The organism is Dyadobacter sp. CY261 (genome assembly GCF_021440085.1).
GTDB lineage: Bacteria > Bacteroidota > Bacteroidia > Cytophagales > Spirosomataceae > Dyadobacter.
The window spans coordinates 189,866-216,371 of record NZ_JAKCPW010000011.1 but is presented as its reverse complement, the minus strand read 5'-3'; the positions used below and the strand labels follow the sequence as shown (position 1 = coordinate 216,371).

The window sequence follows — 26,506 nt, the reverse complement described above, 5'->3', positions numbered from 1 at the left end:
GTTATTTAAACCTTCGTTTGTTGATTCGCTAAATCGGAAGGGAGCATTGATAATTTTTGTGCCAAGGTCTCCCCGTTATCAGAAAGAGGCGTTGTGTGCCGTGATAGGATGCAGCTGCCCAAATGCCTCTACCAATGCTTCGTAGGGCCGGTATCCGGTCATGATCAAGCCTCTTCCTGCTTTTGTAAAGGTCAATGTGGGAAACCGGCCGATCTTGTTGTAAGCGACCTGGCGCAGGTCGCTACGAAATGCCTCGCGACTCGGATCATTGTTGTAGTTCTCTGCAAATAGCTCAAAATCAAGTGCTTCTGGGTGAAGAATGCTTGTGCTTTTGGCAACTTCCAGTAAATTGTCCCTTTTGGAAATGTCAAGAGATTCAACCATGACCGCTTTCCAAACGGCGTTCAAGTAGATTTCTGATGCTTCAAAACTTTGCAATGCCGCGGTTTTGACGGCTATGCACGCCGGGTAGGAGGAGGCGGGTGGGTTTTCGATCCAAATCAGGTCATTGATAACAGCGCCTGTCCGGTGCTGCGCTTCCATCCAGATCGGGCCCATCTGAGCAGGCCTGCTCACATCATTGAACGGATCGTGGTATTTCGTCCAGTTCGAAATCATACCTGCCATACAATAGGAGTAGGTAATGTGGTCTTTATAATCTCTGATGAAGCGTTGCCAGTGGGGCAGCAGCGCCCAGCTCCAGCAACAGAGCGGATCAGTATAAAGAATGATCTTTACCCGATCCGCCTGGTGTTTTGATACGTCCAATTTAGTTCTGGTTACAATTCATTGAGGAGACCGCCCGACTTGTCATATGTGCTCCATTGCGCATCGATCTCCGCAGTCGCGCTCATGATTTCTTCGCTACGCAGCTTGCTCAGCTCTTTGTCGAGCGTCTTGACTGACTTTTCAGTGCGGTCTGTGCCCGTGGGTTCCAGCGTGGTAAGTCCGTCCGTTTCCAATACCTGCTGCAAAGGATCTTCGATATACTGCCAGGTTTCACCGAGCTGTGTGCTGGTACCCTGGTTCCATGGTCCTTGCGCGTCCATTCCGCTGGACATATTGTAGTAAAGGTTACTGAACCGTGGATCACCTTGCAAAATGCCAGGCGGGAAATTGGGCTGAATGGTTGCCAAAGCCGCTTCAAACATTTGATAATGGGCAATTTCGCGCGTCATCAGGAAACGGAGCGTTTCCTTTACATAGGCATCATCGGTAAACTTCATCAGATATTCATAAACAATCTTCGCACGGGATTCGGCGGCAATATTGGAGCGTAGATCCACCGTCAGGTCCCCGTTTGCGGTGACATAAGCGGCCGTCCAGGGATTGCCATTGCTGTCTGTCAGCGTGGGGCTTCCGCCGCTGAGAACCAGGAACTGGGGATTGACCATGGCTTCATGGATAAAACCTTCCCTGGCAGAAGTGCCGTCCAGCAGTTTCATAATCTCCGATTCTTCCGAGGCGTTTTTTAATTCACCATTCACGCCGCCGAGCAGCATCTGGATCGTCGCGCCGACAATTTCGAGATGGCTGAATTCCTCGGTTGCAATGTCCATGAGTAGGTCATACTTGTCAGGAAAGGGGTTTTTGGCGCTGAATGCCTGCACAAAATACTGCATGGCCGCTTTGAGCTCTCCATTGCTCCCACCGAACTGTTCAAGCAACAGCCGCGCGAACTTGGGGTCTGGCTTGGAGACCCGGGCGTTAAATTGTAATTCTTTGACGTGGTAAAACATAGCAATCGTTTTTAGTTGTAAGAACATGAAAGTTCCCGCCCTTATAAAAACCTGTGCCACTATGTACTAGCAACAAGCCGCTGCTTTCTGTCCACAAAACTGGGGAATCGCTTTGATTCAATGTTAACCCGGTCCGGGATGCGCTTCAGGCAAGCTTTTTATTCACCGACCGCGATTTTAAAAAAAGTATCATGAAAACAGGCAGGTTTGTTAGGCTGACAGCGGGAGTACTCGTGTCTTTTGGTATTCGGGCGTTTGGCCAGGTCGAGATCGTTGAGCATTTGCCGGAAGATACTTATGTGGCCAATTGGCAACCGGTATTTTTCGAAAAGATCGTATCATATGTGCAGCTCCCGGGTGATCCCTCCGAATACAAGAAAATCAAAACCTATGTCATGTATAGGGCTAAACAGAATATCGAAAAGGTAGAGGAGTTACTCAAATTTGAAGATCTGACAAGGCAGAGATATCTTGGTGCATTCCTGGTGAGAACAGGCCGCACATTTACTACGCTACTGGATAACAGTGTTTTGGGTGTGGAAAATACAAATCTTACCACTCAGGATCAGCTGATCAACAATGAAACGATATCCGTCAGGCAGGATATCAAGCACTGACGCACTCATGGGTCACCACCCTTTTTACGGTACTCGACGAATTCATTCAACACACAAATCCTTACGGCTTCGATATAAAGAACGCTGATCCTATGTTAACGGCCTGATTCTATGCGGCACCCTATTCAAAAGTTGTTAGGTGCCGCACATCTTTTCCAGTATTTCATCATCACATCAATAGTTTCCTTGATTTCGTTGAAATCACCAGGTTTGACAAAAAAACCTTGCGCGGAAGTGCTGTAAGCATCTACTACCACCTGCTGATTAAGGGCGGTCGTAAAGTAAATGTAGGGGATGCACCTCAGGCTGAGTTCGGAATCCAGCTGGACTTTTCTTCTAAGTTCCAGGCCATTCAGCTCTGGTAGGTTGATGTCCGAGATAATGATAAAAGGCCGCTCAGTGGTCGAATAAAGGAAATTCAGTGCGGATAGTCCACTCGTGAAATACATTCTCTTGTTGGGGTACCCCAGTTCGCTAAAAATTTCCTCTAATACAAACTGATCATCTTCGTCGTCTTCGATAATAACAATAGTACCATCCTTATTCATAGCTGCCACGTTTTACTGAAAAGGTACAAAAACAATACCAAACCGGCTTAACCATTCCGGTTTCAAAAAATAGCCTTACTTACCGATGCCGATATTTTTTAATCGGCCGCTTCAAAAAGTGAATTCTTAAAGCTCCGCCAGTTTTAAAAGCCGGGCGGCTTTCAAATGGCGTCCGGTTCCAAAAACGTTTCCCCACCATGTAGAACAACCACCTCTTAACGCGAGTGGAGTAGCGGTAATCGGTGAGGTATAGTTTTTATTAATCAATGCGCTTTGAATCAAATATTTACGACAATGAAAGCTGCATCATTTCCAACAGTAAATTCTTCCTTCCAAACTGAAATTGATCTGGTAATACAAGCCGAGCAACAAGTCAGCCGGATCCTGCCGCAGATCATGCGATCGGTATGGTCGAGTGAGCTGTCCCGCACCCTCAGGCGGGCCCTGGCGATTTCTGAAAGCCACCAGCTAGGACTTGCCCAACATTATCAGGCGGTGCCGCCGGACACGCAGCCAGTTGCGGTTACCAACCTGGAAAAAAGGATTATGCTTGCTCTTGACAGTGGGTACAAAGGAACTATCAGAGACCTTTCACTTACGCATTTGACCGCCGAAATCATTCAGCATAAATTAAACTGCTATGAAAACCTAGTAGGTCTTGGTGATCAACACAACGCCCATGATCCAAGGCGTATATTGGGCGCTGCCATTTCAGACGAAGCGGCTACGGGTCTTTTCCTTCAGGAGCTCGTAGAGCGGTTTGAGTCGCGGGAGCTTTCCTTACTTTGAGCAGTCAACCTTCATCATTAGTTAAAACAATATCAAAATGAAAATTATCAACACTCGGCTCCACGGCAAAATAGATTACGTCGCAGGATTGCTATTCATAGCCTCCCCATGGATATTTGATTTTAGAGAATCTGATGCCGCAACCTGGGTACTGATGGCAATTGGTTTGTTATCGGTGGCGCTTTCGATGTTTACCGACTATGAAGGTGGGATTGTACGGAGCATTCCCATGCGGGTCCACTTAACCACAGACATATTTGCTGGCGCGTTTTTAGCATCATCGCCCTGGCTTTTTGGTTTTGCGCAGGACGTTTTTCTGCCGCATCTTTTAATGGGACTTTTCCAGGTTCTGGCCGGGTTGCTGACGTCGGCGCACCCATCACACGATCAGTCACGATCGCTAATAGATCCGAAGGCGGAAGGCATCAGTTGATCCAGGAAGTGTACGAATTTTGAATTCAAAAAGAATTCAAAATTCACTGGTAGTTTCAGCGCGAAAACGGGCCAACGATGGCCCTGCTGACACCTCCTGATTCAATGATTACTGCCACTGAGCGCACGGGTAATGTACCTGGCCGACGATCCGGTTTTTTGACTATCCCTGTTAGTTTAGCCGCCCTGCTCATTATATTTTCCACGATCACCCGCCTGGCGCTGATGCTTAAGGCCGGGCAAAACGTCGAATATGGTCCCGTGAGCGTGCTGAGCATATTCGGCATCGGCCTGTTCTACGATCTGATCAACTCCTTGTACTTTATCCTTCCGTTGATGCTTATCGGATGGCTGACCCCCGGTCGGTTAGGAGAAAAGAAGGGTTATCAATGGGTAATGCACTCGCTGGTATTTGTGATGATGTTCCTCCTGTTATTAAATGCGGTTTCCGAATGTGTCTTTTGGGACGAGTTCGGCTCCCGTTTCAATTTCATTGCAGTGGATTACCTCGTGTATACGCAGGAAGTAATTGGGAACATCCGTCAATCGTATCCGATAGAAGTCATCCTGGGCTTACTGGTCGTTCTTTCGGTGTTTTTGACACTCCTGATGTTGAGGGTCGCCAACCGACTGGCTTTTTCCTCCATGCGATTTGGAATGCGGTCGCTGGCATTGGCGGGCTATCTGATTTTGGTAGTTGCAGCGTTTGTGCTGGTCGATAACAGTACCAGACAGTTCAGCAAAAACACCTATAACAATGAGCTGGCGGGCAACGGAATGTATGAGCTGTTTGCCGCCTACCGGAACAATGAGCTGGATTATGATCAATTTTATTTAAGGTTGAGCGACCGGCGTGCATCTTCCGATATTCGTTCGTTGGTCAAAACGCCGGAGAGCCATTTTTTAGGGAACAACCCATTCAGTATCGAACGACAAATCGTTAATTCCGGGCCCGAGTTACATAAAAATATTATTTTGATCAGTGTAGAAAGCCTCAGTGCCGATTTTCTGGGAAGTTTTGGAAACAAACTGGGGGTCACGCCTTTTCTGGATTCTCTTGCCCGCGAAAGCCTTTTATTTACCAATCTTTATGCCACCGGTACACGCACGGTCCGGGGTTTGGAAGCATTGTCGATATGCGCGCCACCAACACCGGGGCAGTCAATCGTCCGGCGGCCGCGCAATGAAGGGCTGTTTTCAATGGGAAACGTGTTGAAAAGCAAGGGTTACCAGACCCAATTCGTCTACGGTGGCTACGGGTATTTTGATAATATGGGGTATTTCTTCGAACATAATGGCTACCAGGTGGTGGACCGGGCCGCATTGTCCAAAGAGGAGATTGACTATGAAAACATCTGGGGTGTAGCCGACGAAAACCTCTTCGAACTGGCCAGCCGACAGATCAGCCTTGCTACCCAGGCAGGCAAACCAGTATTTAGCCATATTATGACCACTTCCAATCATCGTCCATATACCTATCCGGAGGGCAGGATTGACATACCTTCGCATACCAGCCGCGAGGGGGCTGTGAAGTATACCGATTTTGCCATTGGTCAGTTTATCCGCAATGCAAGAAGCAAGCCCTGGTTCAGCAATTCGATATTCGTCATTGTGGCTGACCACTGTGCGTCCAGTGCGGGAAAGACCGATCTTCCCGTTAACCGCTACAAAATTCCGTTGATGATTTATGCCCCCGGGCTTGTTAAGGCTGGCACCATGCCACGGCTCATGAGTCAGATCGATCTTGGTCCTACCATTCTGGGCCTGCTCAATTTTTCTTACCGCAGCAAATTTTTCGGTTATGATATTTTTAAGCTAGAAGCGGGCCGGGAGCGCGCATTCATCAGTACCTATCAAAGCCTGGGCTACATTAAACACGACTCCCTGGTGATCTTGAGACCCCAGAAACAAGCGGCCACATTCATGCCCGACTTCCGGGATGGCTCGGCTAAGGAAAGTCCTATAAACAAACACCTTGTCGAAGAAGCCATCGCATGGTATCAATGCGCCAGCTCGCAGTTCAGGAAAGGGCTCATGAAAAAATAACCGGTATGTACCCATAGCAGGTGCACAATCGGGTTCAGTATTTCTTCTAAATCTGACGGTATCAGGAATCGAACTCTCAGAACAGACCTCATTGAAGCAAAATATGAATTACTTCGAAATATTAGGTCGCATCGGGCGATATGCCTCTGACCTACTCGTGACGGACGCAAATGAACAGGCTTATCATAACATAGCCCATACACGGTATGTTGTCGATAGGTGCGCTGAAATAGCACACTATTACCAGTTGGATACCCGCGATTCTTTCATCGTATCGGCTGCCGGCTGGTTCCACGACTTAGGTTATGTGTATGGACAGCCTTCCGGACATGAGAAGCGGGCGGTGGAATTACTCCATCAATTCGGCCAGGCCTGGCAGCTGGACGAAACCGTTCTGGATGCAGTCAGCAGCTGTATCCTGGCTACCATTTTGCCACAGAAGCCCACGAATCTTTTGGAATCTATCGTTTGCGATGCAGATCTGTATCATCTAGGTACCACAGATTTCCTAAATTGCGATGCTCTTATGCGCCAGGAGGTGCAACACCGCTTAGGGCAGCAAATACCGGCCCGTGAATGGATCGAGGCAACGACCAAACTCCTGCTTTCTCACGAATACCATACATTGTACTGCCAGCAGAAGCTTTCCCGCCAAAAAAGGAGGAACCTGCAAAAGTTACAAGAATCCTTGCTGAAACTTTGATCCGTCGAAAATCGAATTCTTACGGTAAATTACCTGCATGAAAATCCTGATCATTGAAGATGAGCCTGGACTTGCCCAGAGCATCGGCACGTACCTGTCGGCCCAGGACTACCTGTGCGAGTATGCAGGCAACTGGGCACAGGCGCGGGAGAAAGTGGAGCTGTACCGGTACGATTGCATCCTGCTCGATCTGATGCTGCCCGGCGGCGATGGGATGGATATTCTTGAAACACTCAAAAAGCAGGGCCAACAAGATGGGGTGATCATTATTTCGGCCAAAGGAGATTATGAACATAAAATCAGAGGTCTGCATGCAGGGGCTGACGATTATCTGGCAAAACCCTTCCATTTGCCCGAGCTTGCGGCGCGAATCTACTCCGTTATACGGAGACGGAGCTTTGGTAATCATAACAGCATTACGCAGAATGAGTTAAAAGTTGATCTGCTCAGTAAAACCGTTACAGTTAACGGCCTCATCGTCGTGCTGACGAAGAAAGAGCTGGACCTATTGCTGTTTTTTATAGGAAACAAAAACAGGGTGATCGCCAAAAGTGCCCTGGCTGAGCATTTGTCGGGCGATATTGCGGATATGTTCGATAACCACGACTTCGTGTACGCCCATGTTAAAAATTTGAAAAAGAAGCTGGGAGAGGCGGGTTATGGCAATTACCTGAAAACAGTTTATGGAACCGGCTACAAATGGGAAGGATGAAGAAGCTGCTCGATCAAAGTCTGCGACCACTGATCGTATATGCGCTTGCAGTGCTGTTAATAAGCATTCCGGTTTATTTCCTGATCATTGACTGGATCTGGGAAAATGAACTGGACAAGCATCATTATGCGATTCGTGAAAAGTTGGAGAAACGCCTTACCCGACTGAATCTGCCCGACACGGCGGTCGGTGATATGATCGCGGTGCTCGACAAGGTGCAACCCGGCTTTTCTTTCAGCGAAACAGCTGCACCACGGCCCGACAGCCTTTATACCATTATCCGGTTCGATACTTTCATGAACGACCGGGAACAGTTTCGCTGCCTGGTGACCGATATCCGCGTCAACAGCAGGCTCTACCGGGTTTTGATTGAAACGAATATGGAGGAAATCGACGAGACGATCCTGGCTATTGCCGCGGTGACGGTGTTTTTTATTATGCTGCTGCTGGCCGGGTTTATTTATCTCAACCGTAAAACCGCACTGCGCATCTGGCAGCCCTTTTATGGCACGCTTACCAGCCTGCGGGCATTCCGTCTTGAAAGTGGCCGCACAGTTTCGCTGCCGCCATCGCAGGTAACCGAGTTCGCCGACTTGAATGCAAGCCTCGAAAGCCTGATGGATAGCAGCCTCGCGTCATACCGTCAGCAAAGGGAATTTACCGAAAATGCCTCCCACGAGTTGCAGACGCCGCTCGCCATTGTTAAATCGAAGTTGGATATGCTCTTGCAGAGCCAGTCGCTGGACGCCGCGCAATTGCAGACCGTTGAGGAGGTGTATCAGGCTATTAACCGCGTATCGAGGATTAATAAAAACCTGCTGCTGCTGGCCAGGATCGAGCACGCGCAGTTTGAAGGGACGGAGCAGGTGGCCCTGGGCGACATGCTGGTTGCCCTCGCAGCCCAGTTCGAAGACCGCTTTGAAAACAATTCGCTTCACTATTCCCAAAGTATCGAAGCGCTTTACGTGCAAACCAACCCGATGCTGGTGGAAATTTTGCTGACTAACCTGCTAGTCAATGCGGTGCGCTACACGCCAGCCGGCGGTAAAATCGATGTCCGGTTGGATGTGGGATCGCTAACCGTCAGCAATACCGGAACAGAAGCTTTACAGGAACAAAATCTCTTCAAAAGGTTTGCCCAGGCTTCTGGCCAGCATGCCGGTAGCGGGCTTGGCCTCGCGATCACACGCGAGATCTGCGACCGCTATGGCTGGCAGATCGGCTACCGGTTCGCCGACGGTGTACATCATTTCTCTGTCCGTTTCTGAATTCAAAAATTCTTCTAAATCGGTGTCCAAATTTGCCATCAGATAACCAAAAGCTTTATTCTGAATGGCTGTAAAGAGCATCCTGGCATTAGTCTGCTGCATTTTCGTCATGACGCATGTTAAGGCGCAGAAAGTGACCCTTTCCGGGCGGGTCAGGTCGGCGGAAAAAGGGGAAATGCTCCCGTTCGTGAACGTTGTACTGAATTCGGAACAGGACAGTGCTTTTGTAACCGGCACGATCAGCAACGAGCAGGGTCGGTTTGTGTTACCGGATATCGCAAGCGGCAACTACCTGCTCGAATGCCGCTCGCTGGGTTACAAATTGGTGCAAAAGCCGGTGATTGCAGGTGCATTGAGTCCTTTCCTGGACATGGGCGAAATTCGAATGCCCGAAGACTCGCGGGCTTTGCAGGAAATTACTATCACCGGCCCGCAGACCGAAGGTGTAGCCGACAAGCTTGACCGAAAAACGTTCAATATCGGCCGTAATGTGAGCCAAAGCGGCGGATCGGTATTGCAGGCGTTGAAAAACCTGCCCGGCGTCACTGCCGGAGAAGACGGAAAGGTGCTGTTGCGCGGAAGTGATAAGGTAGCAATTCTGGTCGACGGCCGGCAGACCGCCCTGACCGGTTTCGGAAGCCAAACGAGCCTCGACAACATTCCCGCATCGGCCATCGAACGCATCGAGATCATCAATAATCCTTCGGCACGCTATGATGCCAACGGCAATGCGGGGATCATCAACATCATTTACAAAAAGGAAAAGCAGGAGGGGTTCAACGGGAAAATCGGAATGGCAGCCGGAGTAGGTGCATTGTGGGTAAGGAAAGAAAATCTGCCCGATATTCGACCGCAATACCGCAATACCCTCAAACTAAACCCCTCGGTTGCCCTGAACTACAAAAAGAAAAAGGTCAATGCGTTCTTTCAAGGGGATTATCTGCATACGCCTACACTCAATAAGAATGAGTTTGTAAACCGGTTTTACGACACGGGCGATACCGTGCGGCAGCAGACCAAACGCAACCGGAGCACCAACGTGATCACCGCCAAAACCGGTGCCGACTGGACTTTCGACGACCGGAATGCATTGTCGGTATCGGCGCTTTTCAGCAGCGAGAAGATCCTCGACCGCGGCGACGAGCCTTTTTTCAACGCGGACCTGACCCGGCGGAGTCGTCTGTGGCAGTTCCTGGAAGACGAATTAAAAACAACCGCGACGGCGAGTGTCTCCTACCAGCACAAATATGCGCAACCCGGGCGCGTGCTCAATGTCGGGATGAACTACACTTTCCACCGCGAGAATGAGCAGTATTTTTTCACTAACATCATGCCCGATTTCATGGGTAGGGACGCATTCAAGCTGCTTTCGGACGAGAATGTGTTTGACCTGAACGCGGACTACATCCGCCCGCTGCGCTATGGAAGGCTGGAAGGCGGGATAAAATTGCGCCGGCGGTTTATCCCTACGCATATGCAGTTCTTTCCAGGACTGAATTCGCCTATTGACAGCCTCGCGGGTGGGCGAGCCGACTACAAGGAGACCATTCCGGCCGTGTATGGGAATTATGTTTTTGAAAACAAAAAATTCGAGCTGGAAGCTGGCTTGCGGGTTGAGTATATCAATCTCCGGTACAAGGTCAATCCCACTCACCCTACATACCACAGCGATGGTTATACGTACGCCAAACCTTTCCCGAATATGCGCCTTGCTTACAAGTTCGACAATCGCAACAAGGTTTCGCTTTTTTACAACCGGCGCGTAGACCGGCCTAATGAGGTCGATATCCGGATTTTCCCCAAGTACGACGACGCGGAAATCATCAAGATCGGCAATCCGGCCCTCAAACCGCAATTTACCAGCTCCTGGGAAGCGGGTTATAAAACCACTGGGGAGAATGGCTCGTTCTATGCCGCATTGTACGGCAAGCAAACGAATGGCACCATCACGCGGATCGGTACCATCGTGCCAGGCAGTACTTTGATCTATAATGTGTTCCAGAATGCAGGTAAGAGCTATAACACCGGTGGTGAGCTGGTATGGCAGCAGGATTTAACCAACTGGTTTTCACTGAATGTAAACGGGAATATCTATAAGACTACTGTCAATGCATTCTCCATTGAAAACCTCTACCCGGTAAGATCTATTTACAGTGCCGGGAAACAGTCGCTAACCTCTGGAAGTGCCAAGGCCAGCGCAGTGTTGAAAGGCAAAAAGGCAGAACTGCAAGTGGTAACCACGTATCAGGCACCCGACATTGTTCCGCAGGGCCGGACCGGCTACCGCTTCTCCGTAGACGCGGGTGCCAAGCGACAATTGCCGAAGGGCGAAGTTTTCATCAATGCCACCGACCTTTTTGGGACGCTTGTAGTCCGCAAAACGGTGTACGGCGACGGCTTCCATTATAGCAGCCGCGATTACTACGAGACCCAGCTTGTTCGGGCCGGATATAGTTTTAAATTCTAACCCATTTACCCATGCGGCTGCTGATTATTTTCCTCCTTTCCTCCACATGCTCCCTCGCACACCCGCTTACGTCTGCCGATAGCCTGCCCGTACGTAAACCGTTGACATTGCAGCATTTCTACGCGCCTGCATCGCTCATCATCGGTGGCCTTCTGGCCAATGGGCATTCGGAAGAGTCTATTAAAAACGAGCTCGCCGAAAGCCGGAATCGGCATATCCCGAGGTTTCGTACGCATATCGACGATTACATGCAGTTTTCACCTCTTGCCATAGCCTACGGTCTGGATGCATTCGGCATTCGATCCAAAACCGACGTCCTGAACCGCACGGTGATCCTGGTCAAAGGTGAGGCGATGGCGCTGACCACCGCGACGATCCTGAAATCGGCTACGCATACGCTTCGACCTGATGGCAGCTCGTATAATTCCTTTCCGTCGGGGCATACCACCCAGGCATTTGCGGCTGCCACATTTTTGAATGAGGAATACAAAGGCCGGTATCCCTGGATGCCTTACGCGTCCTACACGGTTGCTTCGTCGGTTGGGCTACTGCGTGTAGCCAACAACAGGCATTATATCAGCGACGTGCTGGTAGGCGCAGGGATCGGCTATTTATCGATGAAAGTGGCTTACTGGACGCACCGGTACAAATGGGGGAGCAGGCATGCGGGATCGCAGGCGGTGTATTGATTGACCCGTGCCCGGCGTATCAGACAATTGTTTCAGCTTTAATGGTTTTAGATAGTCGGAATGCGGCCAGGATAAAATAGAACGCTCCGAATGCTGCGTAGCCTGCGAGTGTGGTAATACCTGAATCGGGGGCATTTGCCATCGCTATAAATGAACCACCAGCCAGCATGGATTGCCCTCCGCTGATGATCATCGGCCATTGACCGCCCAGTTGCTTGCGGCGGCGCAGGCCAAGTATCAGTTGAATAAGTCCTGTCAGGATCGCCCAGACGCCAAATACGATCAGGGCCTGCGGAATGCCATTTTGCAGAGCAACTATCACTGCTACTGTGGTGGTAATGCTGATGGCGATGTTCAGAAACTGCGGGCCTTTATTGGAAGCAGGCGGATTGGCTTTCATATCGAAAAAGGTTGCAAATGCATCCCATGCCGGATAAATGATGAAGAGGACGGTAGCAATGGTCACATTGGTCTTGGCAAAGGCAGCTACAAGGATCACCCAAACGATAGAAAACGCTGCACGCATGAAATAGAGCTTGCGTAGCGATTTAGCGGTTTCAATTGCTTCGCTTGAAATGCCGCTGTGAGATTGATCTGTTGATTTCATGATGTATGATCGTTTATTTTGTACACCAAAGGTCAATGGATATTTTTTCCCTGTTTTTCACCTAAGTTAAAACCGGGAGAAAAAACTTGAAAAATTGACCAGGGCTATGGGCTGCGAGTTCCTTATCGGGTAAGCATGCAAAATAAGTGGGCCGTTTAAAACGATCAAAATGACCGAACACCGTGATACCCTGAATACTCACCTTAGAAATTTCGCCGCATTAACCGACAAGGATATTGCTGATGCGGGCGGCTTCTGGAAGTCGCGAAAAATAAACAAGGGCGACTTTTTCAATATGCAGTTTGTGGTCTGCAATGATCTCGGACTCGTTGTCAAGGGTATTTTCAGAATCTATTATGTCGACCCGCAAACATTTGAAGAGAAAAACCTTTACTTCTTTTCAGAAAACCAATTTGTTGTTTCGTTCCGCAGCTTCATCACGCGTGAAATCTGCCATTACTTTATTCAGGCATTGGAAGATTCGGAGATCATGTACATTTCTCACCGGGATCTGAAAGGCCTTTATACGACGCATCCGAATTGGGCAATATTCGGGCGTTTATTAGCTGAGCTGTTTTTCACCTATTCACAAAGTCGAACTGAGGAACTGTTATTTATGAGCCATGAAAAGCGGTACGTCCGGCTGCTTAATGAGCATCCGAATATAGTGGACCGGATACCTGCCTACCACATTTCCTCATATCTTGGCATTACCAATCCGTCGCTGAGCCGCATCCGGAAAAGGATCAATCAATAGCTTACTCGTCAAGGACCCGGCGTGTGAATGAGTCGATCCTCAACCGGCGTTATGATTTAATGTCCGCCGGTCCAGCCGAAGCGTAGCAAAGGCATAGTTTTTGATTGACGACAGGACTAACAATCAAACTCTACATATGGGAATTATCACGTGGATTATCATTGGGCTCATTGCTGGTGCAATTGCGAAGGCAATTCACCCGGGCAAGGATCCGGGAGGCTTTATAGTAACAATTATTATTGGTATAGTCGGGGCCGTGGTTGGTGGCTGGATTTCCTCAATGCTCGGCTACGGAACCGTGGATGGCTTCAATATTGGGAGTCTTTTTGTAGCGATTGTCGGTGCGGTACTTCTTCTGTTCATTTACAGGAAGTTCGCCACGAGGTCATAACCGAACGTAAAGGAATCCGCCTTCTTGTAACTGGCCGAATTATTGAATTTGGCAGAAGGGACGCGGCGGACGATCAGAAAAAAGGCAACCAACCCAAAATTGTGCAAACGGGCTGTCGCACAATTTTGGGTTGATTGCCTTTTCCATTATTAGCTGAAGAATTTATACCCAAGGCCCCGCAACGCTAGGGCCTTGGGTATCATTGCAATCATTACAAATCGAGACCTGAGCGGCGAAGATTTTCTTCATCTGTAAGGTCTTCTACATCAATCTCGGTGTTGCGGACAGTGTCATGGATGATCTCGTCATGTTCTTCGACCGTCTTGTTCAGGCTGACCTCTTCTACTACGCGAGCCTCCTTGGTCACCACAGGAATTTCGGCACGTTCGGTCATTTCGATTGTTCCTTCTGCAAATGTATCCAGTTCGGAAACGGAAGCGATGCGGTCCACGGGGGTGCGGGTAACTGTTACCTGCTCCTGCCGAAGCCGGACACTTTCCTGGACAGGGCGCTCGATGATCCTGCTCCGTAGCCGTACGCCACCGGTTTCGATTTCACGCTTGCTCACTTGAAGCTCCTCTTCAATGACGGGTAAGGAAGCGCTTTCGTTGCCGGAAACGAAACTTTCGTCGTCCAACGAATCAGAATCAGGTAAAATAGTCGAGTCCGTTACCAAGGTAGGATCCGTCACCAAGGTGGAACCCGTTACAGGAACAAACCCTGTGTCAGGGGTATTATATGTTTGGTCGGCCGTTGAAAACCCTGCGAAATTTTCGTCGTTGACATCTAATGCGCCAAACCGATCGAGGATTTCGGCGGCAGCTTCGGCTTCGGTCGCATCCAGGGCATGAACAGTCACGATCGTACCTTTTCTGCCCGCGTCGGTGTAACGCTGCGTTTCCTGCTCGTCGCCGTCAAAAAGATCCCGGAAAAAATTGCCGATGCGGTCTGACACATCGCGGTCTTCCGCTGCTGCCCCGGTACCGGTATCCGATTTATAGGAAGCGGTCTTAATATCGACGTCCCCGTCGGCATATCCGTTTGCCAGTAAGTAGTTCTGCGCCTGCTGCGCATCGTCCTCATATTCAAATATTCCTACGACTGTGTTTGCCATGATTACTCGAAATTTGGTTTTTAGTTGTATGGCCCCACCTCTTTAAATATCCGTGCCGGAAGCTGCCTTTGTAATCGTCACTTCTTCTTTGCGCAACGTTTGCGAAACAATGTTCTCATGATGATGCAGGCGTTTTGTGATATGCACTTCCTCCACCAACATCAATCGTTTTTCAACAACGAGCACTTCTTTTATCACCGACACGATGGTAACTTCACCTTCATGCCTGACAGCGGGGGGAGCCGAATCCACATATTGGTTAATCGCTTTCCGCTCTACCACCACCTGCTCATACGTGACGCCCGCATCCACCGATACCGTTTCTTCTGTAACCTGCTTTGAAACTATTAGCTTACCTGTTTCAACACTGACTTTTTCGACCACCAAATTCTCATGTATGACAGGCAGTACCAGCTTCTCCTGAGTCGGGAAACTGTTCTCAGTGGAACTCGGATCCGATGCTACCATTGGATCAGATCCTTCTTTGGAATTTGTCAACTGATGTGTTTGCTTCCTCGTTCACATCATCAACTGTCCCTTTCGCTTTATTAGCCAGCCCATCTACAGCGCTTTTGGTCTGTTCTGCTGCTGCATCGAACTTTTCTCGGGCTGCGTTTACAGCGTCTGCGGCCTTTTCCTTAGTATGCTCCCATTGATTAGAAAGGTTTTCTTTCTGTTGGTCTGCGAGGTCTTTAAGCTGGTTGCGGGTTTCAAGGCCAGACTTGGGTGCATATAGAATAGCCGCGACGGCACCAACGGCCGCCCCGACCAGAAAACCCAGAAAAAAGCCGCCATTAGATCCATCATCTTCGTAGTCCTTGTATTTCGAGCTCATATTAATAGTTGTTAAAGTGAGCTGCTGTCTAAGCGAAAAACGTGCCAGCACTTCTCTGGCTGCCCGGCACGGTGATAATGGATGGCGGTGACCTGCTACAAACCGTCTATCAGCTTTTTGTATCTGTCCACCTGGCTCTCAAACCTTCTTATCCCGGTTTCGTATATGATTTTAAGGGATTCCAGATCGTCAACGTCTTTTTCGTACGCCTTGTCGGCTTGTACATCCCGGTCCAGCGCCGCAAGTAAGTCCAGCAACTTTTGTTGCGATCCCTTATTTTCTTCGGCGCGGTATTGATACCAATCAAGAAGTTTTTGGTAATTTCTTTTGAGCTTAGCTGCTTCTGTCATCAGGTTAATACTTATGCTAAGTTCACTATGATCTGCCCGCCAGTAAACTATTTCGTCCTATCGCCTTATTGACGGGGCAAAAGCCTGTTGTGGCCCTTGTCAACAGCATTCCGCTGACGGCAGTCAGCCCTTTCCCCAGCAGGGTATTTTTCTTTTTTAGTGCGTAGATCGTGAGCAGTAATGCTGCTACGCCGGAAATAATCCGCTCTGTGGTTCCCACGTTTTGGTTGTCTTCAACAACCTGCGAAACCTGTTGAGCCTTCTCTTCAATTTTCTCAGTCTTAATTTGCATAGTATGGTGTAAAAAGTTCCTCGTCAGGCGTAACAATAACCATACCACGAACCCATCACACAGTGGGACTGACACAAACAAGCTGGTAATTCGTATATGGCTAAAAGAATCCTTGTCTTGCAACACTAGTCGACCGAAGGCATGTGGAGCCCATTTTAGTCCTGATCGCCATTTGCTGCCTCAATCCTTTATAAAAGTTCGGGTTTCCACTTTTCGGTTTTGCTCAATTTCCAGAAAATAAATACCGCTTTCCAGTTTACGAATGTCGACCGGCTGCTGGTTACCCGAGGGCAAGTACCGAATGTCGGATCCGATGAATGAATTGGCGACCGACCCAACCAGTGAGTTTGCACTGCTAAGCTCACCGGTAACCGGCACGCTTCCGTCGCACCATGTCACTGCACCGGCGCCACCGTTCCAACTCCGGCTCATCACAACCACGTTGCTGGTTCCTACAACTGCACTTCCGCTATCGCCAATCTGGTCGTTGGCAGCGCTGCCCTTCAATGTACTGATGAGCTGATTGGCGCTTCCATTATACAAATATACTGCGCCAACAAATTGAAACTGGGCCGCTCAACGAATCCAATGCTGTGACTGATGTCCTGTAAACTCCAATCGGTTTGGACGAGCAATGCTCTTTGGCTTCATCCAGGATACGGTTACGGATGTGTGTACTGGCATGCTGGCCAGTGTGTTTCTTTAACAATTGGTTCAGATAGTTCGGGTGAATTTGAAGGCTGCCCGCAAACTCCTTAGCCGTTTTCATCCGGATCGGGGAGCTATAATTGAGCTTGTACAATTCGGAATCGGCGGTGAATTCAGCTTTGGACAAGCCGCCAGTCTTTGGGAGATGTTCCGAAGCGGTTTTTGAAAACCGTCGAGAAGTAACTCTGCGAAGTAAATCCGGTCTGATCGGCAATTTCCGCTATTGTCAGATCAGGATTACGGAGCAATATGCAGGCTTTTTCCAGGCGCAGATTAAGAATGAGGTCGTTGGTGCCACCACCCAGCAATGCTTTGGTTTTCCGGAAAAGTTGTACGCGCGACAGGCCCATTTCTTTCCCGAGGGATTCTACTGTAAGCCCGGGATCGGCTAGCCGTGAAAGAATAAGGGTACGGAGCTGGTTTATGAATTTTTTATCGAGCCGTGAAAGCCCCGTATCGGTGTCGGTTATGCCCTGACCGACCTGAGCACTCCGTACCAACAGACGGTTGGCCAGAAGACTGCGGAGGCTTTCCTGCAAATATTGCGGGCTAAATGGTTTGGTAATGTACATGTCGGCCCGGACCTGCATGCCCTCCACCAGTTGCTCGGGGTTATTTTTGGCAGTCAACAGGATCACCGGGATATGCGAAGTGCGCATGTCGCCTTTCAAGGCAGTGGTTATCTGCAATCCGTCCATCCCCGGCAGCATGACGTCACAAACGATCAGGTCCGGCACGATGTCAAAGCACAAATCGAGGCCCGCACGACCATTGGTGGCCGTAGTCACCTGGTACTGGCCTTGCAGCAAGCCAGTCACGAACGCAAGTAAATCCTCGTTATCCTCGATCAACAGAACAGCTGGCAGATCGTGGCGAGGCATTGTGGCTGATTGTTCTTCCGTTTCAGCTTCTGCGGTTGTCCAGCTAACGGCGCGTTCGGTGATGCCGACGGCCGGATCTGCGATATCTTCGGGCTGGAAATGCGCCACGCCCAGGGGTAGCGTCACCGTGAACGTCGCACCTTCATCTTTTTTACCATCGGCTGTTATGGTACCCTGATGCAATTCAACAAACTCGCGCGACAGCGGCAAGCCAAGTCCAGTTCCTTTGATTGAATTTTTGCCCTGGTAAAACATCTCGAAAGCCCCGGCAATATCCATTTCGCTCAGTCCTGAACCATTGTCCTGCACTTTGATAATCACACTGTCGCCGGCACTTGAAACATGGATGTAAATGTGCCCCCAGTCCGATGTGAATTTGAATGCGTTGGAAAGCAGGTTGAAAAACACTTTGTCCATCATATCGCGGTCGAACCACACTTCGAGGGCGGGCAGGGTAGTAATGAGACGAAAATCAATCCGGCGTTTCCGGGCTACCGGGTCGAACGGCAGCATCAGCTCACGAATGAAAGCGACGATATCGTTGCCCGAAACCTTCAGGCGGATCTTGCCGCTTTCGATCTTTCGGAAATCCATCAGCTGATTGACTAGCCATAGTAACCGGCCTGCATTTTTCTGGACTAATGAAAGGTTCTTTCTGACAGCCGGATTTTCATTTTTTTGTCTTAAAAGTTCTTCCACCGGCCCAAGGATCAGGGTGAGCGGTGTCCTGAATTCGTGGGAAATATTGGTAAAAAACCTGAATTTGGATTCGGTCGCTTCCTGTGCTTTCTCGGCAATGTCCTGAATGCGGTTACGCTGAACGAGAATTTCCTTGTTCTTGGAATTCAGTTCCCTGTTGATCTTCTTGTTTTCAATCAGCGAATACAACGCCACCGAGCCGAGGATGATCGAGACAATGAAAAGGCCTGTCATGACATATAAAAGCCCCCGCTGGGTCTGGTAAATTTCCAGCTGTTCGTCGATCCGCGTCTGCTGCCGCTCTATGTCATTTTGCTGCGATATCACCTTGTCGGTTTGCATTTTGATCATCCTCACATTCGATGAATCGATAATGGCGGTTTGCAGCAGGTTTTCTTTCTGATAGGGCTGCTTTTGAAGGATATTCATCGCTACCCGCGCCGCTTCTTCGCCCCCGGTCGGGTAAAGCGCAGTGGCTGTGATGTGGCCGTCGAACACCATCTGAATATCCCCGAACTGCCCCGGTAGGCCGTCGACTCCGATAACGTGGATTTTGCGGTCGGGAAAAACCTCGTTACAAACCTCGCGCGCGCCCATCGCCATGACTTCGTTCTGGGCAAAGATCAGGTCGATATCGGGAAAGCGGGGCAATGCTTTGCGCAGTTCTTTTTTGGCAATGTCTTTTTCCCATTGGCCGTTTAAAGTCGCTACGCGCCGAATGCCCGGGCGGGTCGCGAGTGCATCCGCGAGCCCGCGGTGGCGGTCGGACGCAGGCGAGGAGCGGGGCAGGCCGGTAATTTCGATGATCTTGCCGTAGCCATTCAATAATGCTGCGGTGTAGTCGCCCACGGTTTTCCCTACCTGGTAATTGTCCCCGCCCACGTAAGCGGTGTAGTAGGGGGAAGAAGTACGCCTGTCGACGACCACGACCGGAATGCCCCGTTTAAAAGCCTTTTCAATTACCGGAGTAAGCGGGTCCGATTCGTTCGGCGAAACGATCAGCAGCTGAATACCGCTTTGAAGCAGTTCTTCTATCTGTTTTACCTGAACCCGGCTGTTGGCGTGGGCGTCCTTAAAAATCAGCCGTGTATTGTTATGAAAGGCGAATTCCCGCTGCATGCCGTCGAGCATCGCACGCCGCCATTCATCGTCGCCCGTGCATTGCGAAAAGCCGATCACATAATCCTGTTCCTGCTTTTCGGCACAGCCTCCAAACAACATTAGCAACAGGAAAACGATCAGCGTGAATCTCATAAGCACGAATTTAACACAAAATATGGGCGTATCCCCTTAGGCTTGGCAGCTACTCGATCGACGGTTTCAGCTCGCTGTATTGCACATCGTCCAACTGAATGCCTTTGGCCGATTTGATTGTCAGCCCCGACAACGGCGTGTCGGGAAAGAAAATATCGGTCATCACGGTAAGCCCGCCATCGGCAAAAAGTTCGACCGAAGCCACGTCGGCAACGAGTGTGAAAGCAATCTTGCCGTCTTTGGACAATCTGGGCGCAAAATGTTTTTGTCCAAAACCTGCTTCGAAATCCGTTTTACCCGATTTGGAGCGATCGATATAATACTGGTTGCTGGCCTTATCATAGCCGATCAGCAGTTCATTGCCCGCTTTGTTCGACAAAACAAGTTCGAAATCGTCGGCGGTCGCCGTGTTAAAATCAAGGCGGAACAGGCCGGATGCATTCCCGTTTTTTGGCGCGAGGTCGACCGGTGCTTTCACCGAAATATTCTTTTTGGAATAACCCTGTGCTTTGATCCCGTCCAATTCCTTTGCCGGTACCGATGTCATATACAATTCCTTGCCCACGGCCTTCAACCCCAGTTCGCGCGAGATGGTATTGGCGCTGCGCCAGGGATCTGTCGGCACCTGGTTCGCATATTGCCAGTTGCTCATCCATCCCATTAACAGGCTACGGTCGCCCGTGTTCGAAAAAGTGACGGCGGCGTAATTGTCGGCACCCCAATCGAGCCATTTTGTTTCTTTGGAATAAGCCGTGAATGTCTTCCCGTCAAAATCACCAAGAAAATACTGTCCTGCGGAGCCCTTGTTAGGCCCGCCGGGATTGATATTCACGATCAGTACCCACACCTGCTTGCCCTCATGCGTGAGGGGGAGCAGGTCCGGGCATTCCCACACGCCCCCATGCGCGCCCGCGTCCACCCCGAATTCACTTTCCTTCGACCATTTTTTAAGGTCCGGCGAAGAATAGAAGGTAATGCGGTCTTTCGTTGCAAGCGTCATCACCCATTTTTTCTGCGGCTCGTACCAGCGCACTTTCGGGTCGCGGAAATCGGTAATGCCGGGATTGGGCAGGACGGGATTGCCGCTGTATTTGGTCCAGGTTTTACCCTCGTCAAGGCTGTATGCGAGGCTCTGGTATTCATGTCGGCCCGTTTTTTGTTTTTCCAGAACAGGGTTATGGTGTGTGAAGATAGCTACCAGCGGTACTTTTCCATCCTTGCCAAAACCCGAAGTGTTGTTCGCATCGACTACGGCGCTGCCGGAGAAAATGTAACCCAGGCTATCCGGATAGAGCGCAATGGGCTGTTCTTTCCAATGCAGCATATCCTTACTTGTAGCGTGGCCCCAATGCATCGGGCCCCAAATTTTCGCCTCCGGATAATACTGATAAAACAAATGGTAAGTGCCATTGTAGTACACCATGCCATTCGGATCGTTCATCCAATGCGCCTTCGGTGTAAAGTGGAACTGGGGACGGTATTTTTCAGGGGTTTCCTGAGCGCTCGCGAATTGCGCGAATAGCAGCGCTGCTAATATTGAGATGGTGATTTTTTTCATACGTTTTTTTGATGTGGCTGCTTCAAATACTATTAAGATGTCAGCCTGAGCGCAGTCGAAGGCCGGTACTGCAACGGCCTTCGACTGCGCTCAGGCTGACAATTCAGGGGTATTTTTCGTTTATACAACCCTTACTAAATTAATAACCCGGATTCTGTACATAAAGCCCTTTGGTAAAGCTGATCTCCCGTTGCGGGATCGGCAAATATTCATCCCGGCCTGCGGTAAACTTAGCTGTCGCCAGAAACGGCCGCCTGACTTTTTCTTTTTCAAGGTAAGCATTCAAAGTCTGCTCAGCGATACCCCAGCGTACGAGGTCGAAGAAACGCGGACTTTCTGTCGCGAATTCCAGCCTTCTTTCCCAGCGTAATGCTTTTCTTGCATAATCCTGCGTCCAGCCGGCGGCGCTGTATTCTTTAATACTGTATTTCGAAGGCAAGGTGCCGTCGGTCTTTTTAAGCCGGCCCGTGCTTGCGGCGGCGCGTTTGCGGATCTGGTTGATCAGCGGCAAAGCCAATGTATGCTGCCCGAGTTCGATATAAGCTTCTGCTTGCATTAGCAGCACGTCATCATAGCGGATAATGTCAATGTTTTTGGAACTGCCGATAAACGGACCTTCTTTGTGATAGGACGCGCTGGTGGCAAGTTGCTGATCTTTCATCGTATGAAAAAATCCATACACACCCGGATCGCGCACCCAACTGTTGCTGAACGGCTTGGTCGCGTCGTACTTGTAGGGATGGCCGTCGATGCCGATGGTGTGGTCCACGCGTGGGTCGACGGTTTCGGCATTAAAATCAACATTTTTGTCATTGAACGTTTCGAACAGCGGCAGTCCGTTCGCGTCCGTCCGGTAGGCATTGGCAAGGTTCTGGCTGGGCTGGTGGAAGCCACAGCAGCCATATTGCGGCGCACCGTGCGGGTAGTTCAGCCCGGTTACGTAGCTTAGGCGGCCCACAGCGGTACCGTCATTGATCGAATATTGGATCGCAAAAACAGATTCGGGGCCGTTCTCGGTTTCGGCGATGAAGTTTTCGGCAAAATCGGGTTGCAGACTGTACTGGCCCGAGCTGATCACCTGCTGGGTGAGCGTCACCACTTCCTGCAAGCGGTTTTTGTTAATGCCCGTCACTTGATGGTTGGCATCCTGCTCGTAAGCCTGAAAAAGACGAAGTTTGGCAAGGTAAGCCGCCGCCGACAGTTTGTTGGCGCGGCCGAGCTGGCTTTGTTTCTGGGGTAAATTATCAACCGCAAACTGGAAATCTTCCCCGATTTTATTCCAAAGCTCGTCATTGTTATATCGAACGTTCGACTCTTTCAGAATATCGTCGCTCGATAGTTTTTCATCGACGTAAGGGATATTCTTAAATAGCATTTTGAGCATAAAATGCGAATGCCCGCGCAGGAAACGTATTTCGGCGATCCGCGTGGTGCGGAGCGGGAACTCAGCGTCCGTCAATGCGTTGAGGCTGTTTAGTGCCGCATTGGCGCGGGAAATGGCTTTGTAGAAATTCTCCCAAGTGAACGGATGCATCAGGCCGAGGTCGGGGCGGGTGAGGTTGTAATGCTCGTAAAAATCAACCTCCGCCACGTCGGAAACGCCGCCGCCACCCTTGTAGGCGTCATCGGAGCGCACGCTGCCGTACACCCACATGCTGGTCATCGGGCCGATCATGTCGTCGTTGCCGATACCCGCGTACGCCGCGGTAACCAGTGATTCGGCCGCTGAGGCCGATTTAACGTTTTCCGACGAGAGCAACCCTTCCGGCTGGTAGTCGAGAAAGTCGTTACACGAAGTGTTGATCAGCAACGTCCCACAGGCGGCGATCAGACTAAATATGTATTTGCTTTTCATAAGAATGCTTTTCAGGAGTTAGAAAGAAATGTTCAAACCAAATGTGAATGTCCTTGGGATCGGGATCGCGTTGATGTCCGTCCGTTCGGGATCCGGGCCGGTAAACTGTTTCGATTTGATCAGGAAAAGGTTTTCGGCCATCAGGTACATCCGCACGCGTTGTAGTTTGATCTTCTGGATCAGCTCCGAATTCAGCGCATACCCCAGCTGGATGTTGCGCAGCTTGAAATAGGAAGTATTGACATTGAAATAATCCGAAGAGCGCGTCTCGTTATTGGCATCCGATAGCGACAATGCCGGGATTTTGGAACCGGTGTTATTCGCCGACCACGCGTCGAATACACCCGGACCCACATTTTCACGCCCGCGGATGAAATTGTTATAGAAAGTATAAGTGTCAAAGCCTTTGCGCCCCGCAATGCCCGAGCCGAAAACCGCGAGATCGAACGATTTGTAAAAGGCTTCCACTTTCAAATTGTATTCGAACGCGGGCAATGTGGTTCCGAAAAACACGCGGTCGAGGTCGTCTATTCTGTTATCTCCATTGGTATCCACATAGCGGATGCGTCCCGGGCCAGCGCCCACCTGCGCGGGAGCGGCATCCACTTCGGCCTGGTTCTGGAACAGGCCGTTGGTTTTATAACCAAACAGGTCGAATTGCGAATGGCCGAGAATAGTCTGAATAGCATTGCCGGGATAGGCGGCTCGTACTTCTTCGGGCAATTCGGTGACCTTATCGCGGAAGCGGCTTACGCCAGCCATGATATTGTAGGTAAAATCGCCCTTGGGCCGGGCATAGTAACCTGCCGAGAATTCAAAACCTTTGTTAGACTTCGCCGCGCCATTCAGCACCCGCAACTGTCCTTCGCCGACCGCCGAAGCCACCGGAGGCGTGATGAGAATGTCGCTGGTTTTGCGGGTAAAGTAATCGAATGAACCCTGGATAAGCCCGTCGAAGAAGCCGAAATCCAGACCGAAGTTGGCTTCGTCGGTGGTCTCCCATCTCAGGTTAGGATTCGCGCCCTGGATCGACACAAAACCGGAGGGCAGGTTACCGGTGTTTGCGCCATTCAGGTCATAGGCGGTGCCGATGTTATAAAACTGGTCGAAAAAGCTGTTGTGGCCATTCGGGAACTGGGATTGGCGTGCGCCGTAACGCGTGTCGTACAATCCGAAGCGGGCCAGGTCACCGATCTCCTGGTTTCCAACCCTGCCGACCCCGGCCCGCAATTTCAGATTGCTGACCTTGGTAACACCTTTAAAAAAAGCCTCCTTATCTATGCGCCAGCCCACCGATGCTGCTGGGAAAATACCGTAAGCATTCTCGGAACCGAAGCGGGAAGAACCGTCGCGGCGGACGGTAATGGCGGCCAGGTAGCGGTCAGAAAAGCCGTAATCGATACGGGCGAACTGCGACAGCAACCTGCTGCCCGAGCCTGAGCCGGTCACGTTAGTATTGCCGGTTCCCGCATTGAGCACAAAGTAATCCTTGGTCTGCACGGCGAAGCCTTCTTTTCGGGCTATTTCAAAATCCGAGTCGTTTTTAATCGCCTCCATACCTACCAAAAACTTGAAGTGGTTGTTGCCCAGGTCGAGGTTGTAGCGGGCGGTGTTCGACCAGGTAATGCTCAGGTAGCGGTTCTGGTCGATCGTCAGGCTGTTGTTAGCGCGGCCGAACGAGCCTTCTTCAAAGGCTTGTTCGATGTTTTTAAAGCGGTAAGCGGCATTATCGGCGCCGAGACTGGTTTTGAGGAAGAAGTTTTTAAACGGCTGGATTTCCACAAACACATTGCCAAAAAGCGTCAGGCGATGCGCATTGTCCCATTTATTGATCTCCTGCATGTGTAGCGGATTGTTGCGGTCGGAATAACCCGAGCCGATCGCCCCGCCCCAGGAGCCGTCTTTGGCATATACCGGAATCGTAGGCGCGAGCGTCACGGCCAGGCCGGGCGTGGCGGCACCGCCAATGTCGGTCGAAGCCAGGGTTTCATTCGAGGAAGCGATCTGCATGTTCGCCCCGATTTTCAGTTTGCCGTCGAATGCGCTGGTCAGCCCGTTAATGCGCCCGCTGAGTTTGTCATAATCGGTGTAGCGGAGCATTCCGGTGTTTTTATAATAACCTAAATTGATTTGCAACGAAGAAGTGCCGTTGCCGCCTGAAATCGTCAGTTCATTATTGGTCACGATGCCGGTTTTGTACATCACCTTCTGCCAATCGGTGTCCCCGGCGGGCATATTGGCATTGCCACCCACAAGCGGCTGGACTTTCACGCCGTTCAGGACCGGGTTACTAAAATCCTTATTCCAATCGAACTGATACAGTGCACCATAACCATCCTCGGGATTTACCCCGTCGTTCACCGAAGCCTGCCACAATGCGCGGCCCCGATCAACCGCATTCAGCATATTAAACCGCGCATACTTTTCGGATTGCGCAGAAATACTGGTATTAAAGTCGATATTGATCTTCCCGTTCGTATTGGAACCATTTTTAGTTGTAATAATAATCACCCCGTTGGAAGCCCGCGAACCGTAAATGGATGACGCCGAAGCGTCTTTCAAAACCTGTATCGACTCAATAGAATTGGGGTTCAATCCCTGAAAGACTTCCGGACGTTTGGTCGGCACGCCGTCGATGATGTAAAGCGGATCGGTGTTGCCCAGGGTGTTCGCCCCGCGGATCAGGATGCGGGAGTTGGTACCATTCGGAGAGCCGGTTTTTTCAATGTACAAACCTGGCACACGTCCCTGCAATGCCTGCATGGGGTTACCCGAGCTGATGTTTTTCAAAGGCGCCATGTCCACCACGGCGATAGCGCCGGTCAGATCTTCCTTCTTGGAAGAAGTGTAGCCTACCACCACCACTTCGTTGAGGCTTTTCTGGTCGTAATCGAGTGTCGCGTTGATGACCGTCTGGTTACCGGTTGCCACTTCTTTTGTTTGCATGCCAATGTAGGAGAAAACGAGCGTCGCCCCTGCGGCAGGGGAGATGCTATAAGCTCCTGAAATGTCGGTAACAGCACCATTGGAAGTCCCTTTTTCCAGGACATTTACACCGGGAAGCGGCTCGCCGTCGGTACTTTTGACGACGCCCTTGATCTGCGCCCTGTTTTGCGCGTGGGCGGGCAGGTTCACCACACAGGCGACCGCGAAGGCCACCAGCAGTAGAATTTTTTGCATTCCTAAAATGGGTTG

General features: G+C 50.3%; 25 protein-coding genes. 11 read left to right on the top strand and 14 right to left on the bottom strand.

Annotation, left to right across the window (positions count from 1 at the left end; all coding sequences use genetic code 11):
- Positions 1–78: 78 nt before the first annotated feature.
- Both LZD49_RS27150 and LZD49_RS27145 read right to left on the bottom strand, forming a co-directional pair.
- The gene (locus LZD49_RS27150; RefSeq protein WP_234670922.1) at positions 79–768 is read right to left on the bottom strand and encodes a DsbA family protein; all 690 of its coding nucleotides are present in this window, start codon (positions 766–768) and stop codon (positions 79–81) included.
- An 11-nt stretch (positions 769–779) separates the two neighbouring features.
- Positions 780–1,739 carry a manganese catalase family protein gene (locus tag LZD49_RS27145; protein ID WP_234670921.1) on the bottom strand — a complete coding sequence of 320 codons (960 nt, stop codon included), beginning with the start codon at positions 1,737–1,739 and terminating at the stop codon, positions 780–782.
- A gap of 191 nt (positions 1,740–1,930) precedes the next feature.
- Between LZD49_RS27145 and LZD49_RS27140 the strand changes: the two genes are divergently transcribed.
- The gene (locus tag LZD49_RS27140; protein ID WP_234670919.1) at positions 1,931–2,356 is read left to right on the top strand and encodes a hypothetical protein; all 426 of its coding nucleotides are present in this window, start codon (positions 1,931–1,933) and stop codon (positions 2,354–2,356) included.
- A gap of 125 nt (positions 2,357–2,481) precedes the next feature.
- Here LZD49_RS27140 and LZD49_RS27135 read toward each other — a convergent pair whose 3' ends face one another.
- Entirely contained in the window at positions 2,482–2,904 is a 423-nt protein-coding gene (locus LZD49_RS27135; RefSeq protein ID WP_234670918.1) for a response regulator, read from the bottom strand.
- Between the two features lie 294 nt (positions 2,905–3,198).
- On the opposite strand from LZD49_RS27135, the gene LZD49_RS27130 reads away from it, so the two are divergent.
- From LZD49_RS27130 to LZD49_RS27095, 8 genes are all read left to right on the top strand, one after another.
- Positions 3,199–3,693, top strand: a complete 495-nt coding sequence (locus tag LZD49_RS27130; RefSeq protein WP_234670916.1) for a hypothetical protein — start codon at positions 3,199–3,201, stop codon at positions 3,691–3,693.
- A 37-nt stretch (positions 3,694–3,730) separates the two neighbouring features.
- Positions 3,731–4,126, top strand: coding sequence for an SPW repeat protein (locus LZD49_RS27125; RefSeq protein ID WP_234670914.1), 396 nt, complete (start codon positions 3,731–3,733; stop codon positions 4,124–4,126).
- 77 nt (positions 4,127–4,203) lie between these two features.
- Positions 4,204–6,171: an LTA synthase family protein gene (locus LZD49_RS27120; protein WP_234670912.1), complete on the top strand. Its 1,968-nt coding sequence runs from the start codon at positions 4,204–4,206 to the stop codon at positions 6,169–6,171.
- A gap of 103 nt (positions 6,172–6,274) precedes the next feature.
- On the top strand, positions 6,275–6,874 hold the full coding sequence (locus LZD49_RS27115) for an HD domain-containing protein (RefSeq protein ID WP_234670911.1): 600 nt from the start codon (positions 6,275–6,277) through the stop codon (positions 6,872–6,874).
- A gap of 37 nt (positions 6,875–6,911) precedes the next feature.
- Positions 6,912–7,586, top strand: coding sequence for a response regulator transcription factor (locus LZD49_RS27110; RefSeq protein WP_234670910.1), 675 nt, complete (start codon positions 6,912–6,914; stop codon positions 7,584–7,586).
- On the top strand, positions 7,583–8,854 hold the full coding sequence (locus LZD49_RS27105) for a HAMP domain-containing sensor histidine kinase (RefSeq protein ID WP_234670909.1): 1,272 nt from the start codon (positions 7,583–7,585) through the stop codon (positions 8,852–8,854). The genes LZD49_RS27110 and LZD49_RS27105 overlap by 4 nt, the downstream gene beginning before the upstream one ends.
- A 64-nt stretch (positions 8,855–8,918) precedes the next feature.
- The gene (locus tag LZD49_RS27100; protein WP_234670908.1) at positions 8,919–11,321 is read left to right on the top strand and encodes a TonB-dependent receptor domain-containing protein; all 2,403 of its coding nucleotides are present in this window, start codon (positions 8,919–8,921) and stop codon (positions 11,319–11,321) included.
- Positions 11,322–11,332: 11 nt separating this feature from the next.
- Positions 11,333–12,010: a phosphatase PAP2 family protein gene (locus LZD49_RS27095; protein WP_234670907.1), complete on the top strand. Its 678-nt coding sequence runs from the start codon at positions 11,333–11,335 to the stop codon at positions 12,008–12,010.
- A gap of 19 nt (positions 12,011–12,029) precedes the next feature.
- Here LZD49_RS27095 and LZD49_RS27090 read toward each other — a convergent pair whose 3' ends face one another.
- Positions 12,030–12,617, bottom strand: a complete 588-nt coding sequence (locus LZD49_RS27090) for a hypothetical protein (RefSeq protein WP_234670906.1) — start codon at positions 12,615–12,617, stop codon at positions 12,030–12,032.
- A gap of 169 nt (positions 12,618–12,786) precedes the next feature.
- Between LZD49_RS27090 and LZD49_RS27085 the strand changes: the two genes are divergently transcribed.
- Complete coding sequence (locus tag LZD49_RS27085) at positions 12,787–13,374, top strand: Crp/Fnr family transcriptional regulator (RefSeq protein WP_234670905.1); 588 nt, start codon at positions 12,787–12,789, stop codon at positions 13,372–13,374.
- Positions 13,375–13,510: 136 nt separating this feature from the next.
- Positions 13,511–13,765 carry a GlsB/YeaQ/YmgE family stress response membrane protein gene (locus tag LZD49_RS27080; RefSeq protein ID WP_234670904.1) on the top strand — a complete coding sequence of 85 codons (255 nt, stop codon included), beginning with the start codon at positions 13,511–13,513 and terminating at the stop codon, positions 13,763–13,765.
- A gap of 211 nt (positions 13,766–13,976) precedes the next feature.
- Here LZD49_RS27080 and LZD49_RS27075 read toward each other — a convergent pair whose 3' ends face one another.
- The 10 genes from LZD49_RS27075 to LZD49_RS27030 form a co-directional block, all read right to left on the bottom strand.
- Positions 13,977–14,879, bottom strand: coding sequence for a YsnF/AvaK domain-containing protein (locus tag LZD49_RS27075; RefSeq protein WP_234670901.1), 903 nt, complete (start codon positions 14,877–14,879; stop codon positions 13,977–13,979).
- 42 nt (positions 14,880–14,921) lie between these two features.
- Positions 14,922–15,347, bottom strand: a complete 426-nt coding sequence (locus LZD49_RS27070) for a YsnF/AvaK domain-containing protein (protein ID WP_234670900.1) — start codon at positions 15,345–15,347, stop codon at positions 14,922–14,924.
- A gap of 4 nt (positions 15,348–15,351) precedes the next feature.
- The gene (locus LZD49_RS27065) at positions 15,352–15,714 is read right to left on the bottom strand and encodes a YtxH domain-containing protein (RefSeq protein WP_234670899.1); all 363 of its coding nucleotides are present in this window, start codon (positions 15,712–15,714) and stop codon (positions 15,352–15,354) included.
- Positions 15,715–15,809: 95 nt separating this feature from the next.
- Positions 15,810–16,064, bottom strand: a complete 255-nt coding sequence (locus LZD49_RS27060; RefSeq protein WP_234670898.1) for a hypothetical protein — start codon at positions 16,062–16,064, stop codon at positions 15,810–15,812.
- 25 nt (positions 16,065–16,089) lie between these two features.
- Positions 16,090–16,356 (bottom strand): DUF2892 domain-containing protein, encoded by a 267-nt coding sequence (locus tag LZD49_RS27055; RefSeq protein ID WP_234670897.1) that lies wholly within the window; start codon positions 16,354–16,356, stop codon positions 16,090–16,092.
- A gap of 180 nt (positions 16,357–16,536) precedes the next feature.
- Positions 16,537–16,899 carry a hypothetical protein gene (locus LZD49_RS27050; RefSeq protein WP_234670896.1) on the bottom strand — a complete coding sequence of 121 codons (363 nt, stop codon included), beginning with the start codon at positions 16,897–16,899 and terminating at the stop codon, positions 16,537–16,539.
- Between the two features lie 278 nt (positions 16,900–17,177).
- Positions 17,178–19,898 carry a substrate-binding domain-containing protein gene (locus tag LZD49_RS27045; RefSeq protein ID WP_234670895.1) on the bottom strand — a complete coding sequence of 907 codons (2,721 nt, stop codon included), beginning with the start codon at positions 19,896–19,898 and terminating at the stop codon, positions 17,178–17,180.
- 49 nt (positions 19,899–19,947) lie between these two features.
- Positions 19,948–21,456, bottom strand: coding sequence for a glycoside hydrolase family 32 protein (locus tag LZD49_RS27040; RefSeq protein WP_234670894.1), 1,509 nt, complete (start codon positions 21,454–21,456; stop codon positions 19,948–19,950).
- Between the two features lie 139 nt (positions 21,457–21,595).
- The gene (locus LZD49_RS27035; protein ID WP_234670893.1) at positions 21,596–23,311 is read right to left on the bottom strand and encodes a RagB/SusD family nutrient uptake outer membrane protein; all 1,716 of its coding nucleotides are present in this window, start codon (positions 23,309–23,311) and stop codon (positions 21,596–21,598) included.
- Positions 23,312–23,329: 18 nt separating this feature from the next.
- Positions 23,330–26,491 carry a TonB-dependent receptor gene (locus tag LZD49_RS27030; protein WP_234670891.1) on the bottom strand — a complete coding sequence of 1,054 codons (3,162 nt, stop codon included), beginning with the start codon at positions 26,489–26,491 and terminating at the stop codon, positions 23,330–23,332.
- Between the last annotated feature and the right edge of the window lie 15 nt (positions 26,492–26,506).

What these genes read in the sequence shown, in the direction of transcription:
- LZD49_RS27115 (WP_234670911.1), top strand. Translation starts at nt 6,275, where the DNA reads ATGAATTACTTCGAAATATTAGGTCGCATCGGGCGATATGCCTCTGAC.
- LZD49_RS27075 (WP_234670901.1), bottom strand. Translation starts at nt 14,879, where the DNA reads ATGGCAAACACAGTCGTAGGAATATTTGAATATGAGGACGATGCGCAG.
- LZD49_RS27145 (WP_234670921.1), bottom strand. Translation starts at nt 1,739, where the DNA reads ATGTTTTACCACGTCAAAGAATTACAATTTAACGCCCGGGTCTCCAAG.
- LZD49_RS27090 (WP_234670906.1), bottom strand. Translation starts at nt 12,617, where the DNA reads ATGAAATCAACAGATCAATCTCACAGCGGCATTTCAAGCGAAGCAATT.
- LZD49_RS27030 (WP_234670891.1), bottom strand. Translation starts at nt 26,491, where the DNA reads ATGCAAAAAATTCTACTGCTGGTGGCCTTCGCGGTCGCCTGTGTGGTG.
- LZD49_RS27045 (WP_234670895.1), bottom strand. Translation starts at nt 19,898, where the DNA reads ATGAGATTCACGCTGATCGTTTTCCTGTTGCTAATGTTGTTTGGAGGC.
- LZD49_RS27140 (WP_234670919.1), top strand. Translation starts at nt 1,931, where the DNA reads ATGAAAACAGGCAGGTTTGTTAGGCTGACAGCGGGAGTACTCGTGTCT.
- LZD49_RS27125 (WP_234670914.1), top strand. Translation starts at nt 3,731, where the DNA reads ATGAAAATTATCAACACTCGGCTCCACGGCAAAATAGATTACGTCGCA.
- LZD49_RS27110 (WP_234670910.1), top strand. Translation starts at nt 6,912, where the DNA reads ATGAAAATCCTGATCATTGAAGATGAGCCTGGACTTGCCCAGAGCATC.
- LZD49_RS27060 (WP_234670898.1), bottom strand. Translation starts at nt 16,064, where the DNA reads ATGACAGAAGCAGCTAAGCTCAAAAGAAATTACCAAAAACTTCTTGAT.
- LZD49_RS27040 (WP_234670894.1), bottom strand. Translation starts at nt 21,456, where the DNA reads ATGAAAAAAATCACCATCTCAATATTAGCAGCGCTGCTATTCGCGCAA.
- LZD49_RS27130 (WP_234670916.1), top strand. Translation starts at nt 3,199, where the DNA reads ATGAAAGCTGCATCATTTCCAACAGTAAATTCTTCCTTCCAAACTGAA.
- LZD49_RS27065 (WP_234670899.1), bottom strand. Translation starts at nt 15,714, where the DNA reads ATGAGCTCGAAATACAAGGACTACGAAGATGATGGATCTAATGGCGGC.
- LZD49_RS27095 (WP_234670907.1), top strand. Translation starts at nt 11,333, where the DNA reads ATGCGGCTGCTGATTATTTTCCTCCTTTCCTCCACATGCTCCCTCGCA.
- LZD49_RS27105 (WP_234670909.1), top strand. Translation starts at nt 7,583, where the DNA reads ATGAAGAAGCTGCTCGATCAAAGTCTGCGACCACTGATCGTATATGCG.
- LZD49_RS27085 (WP_234670905.1), top strand. Translation starts at nt 12,787, where the DNA reads ATGACCGAACACCGTGATACCCTGAATACTCACCTTAGAAATTTCGCC.
- LZD49_RS27055 (WP_234670897.1), bottom strand. Translation starts at nt 16,356, where the DNA reads ATGCAAATTAAGACTGAGAAAATTGAAGAGAAGGCTCAACAGGTTTCG.
- LZD49_RS27120 (WP_234670912.1), top strand. Translation starts at nt 4,204, where the DNA reads ATGGCCCTGCTGACACCTCCTGATTCAATGATTACTGCCACTGAGCGC.
- LZD49_RS27135 (WP_234670918.1), bottom strand. Translation starts at nt 2,904, where the DNA reads ATGAATAAGGATGGTACTATTGTTATTATCGAAGACGACGAAGATGAT.
- LZD49_RS27080 (WP_234670904.1), top strand. Translation starts at nt 13,511, where the DNA reads ATGGGAATTATCACGTGGATTATCATTGGGCTCATTGCTGGTGCAATT.
- LZD49_RS27035 (WP_234670893.1), bottom strand. Translation starts at nt 23,311, where the DNA reads ATGAAAAGCAAATACATATTTAGTCTGATCGCCGCCTGTGGGACGTTG.
- LZD49_RS27100 (WP_234670908.1), top strand. Translation starts at nt 8,919, where the DNA reads ATGGCTGTAAAGAGCATCCTGGCATTAGTCTGCTGCATTTTCGTCATG.
- LZD49_RS27070 (WP_234670900.1), bottom strand. Translation starts at nt 15,347, where the DNA reads ATGGTAGCATCGGATCCGAGTTCCACTGAGAACAGTTTCCCGACTCAG.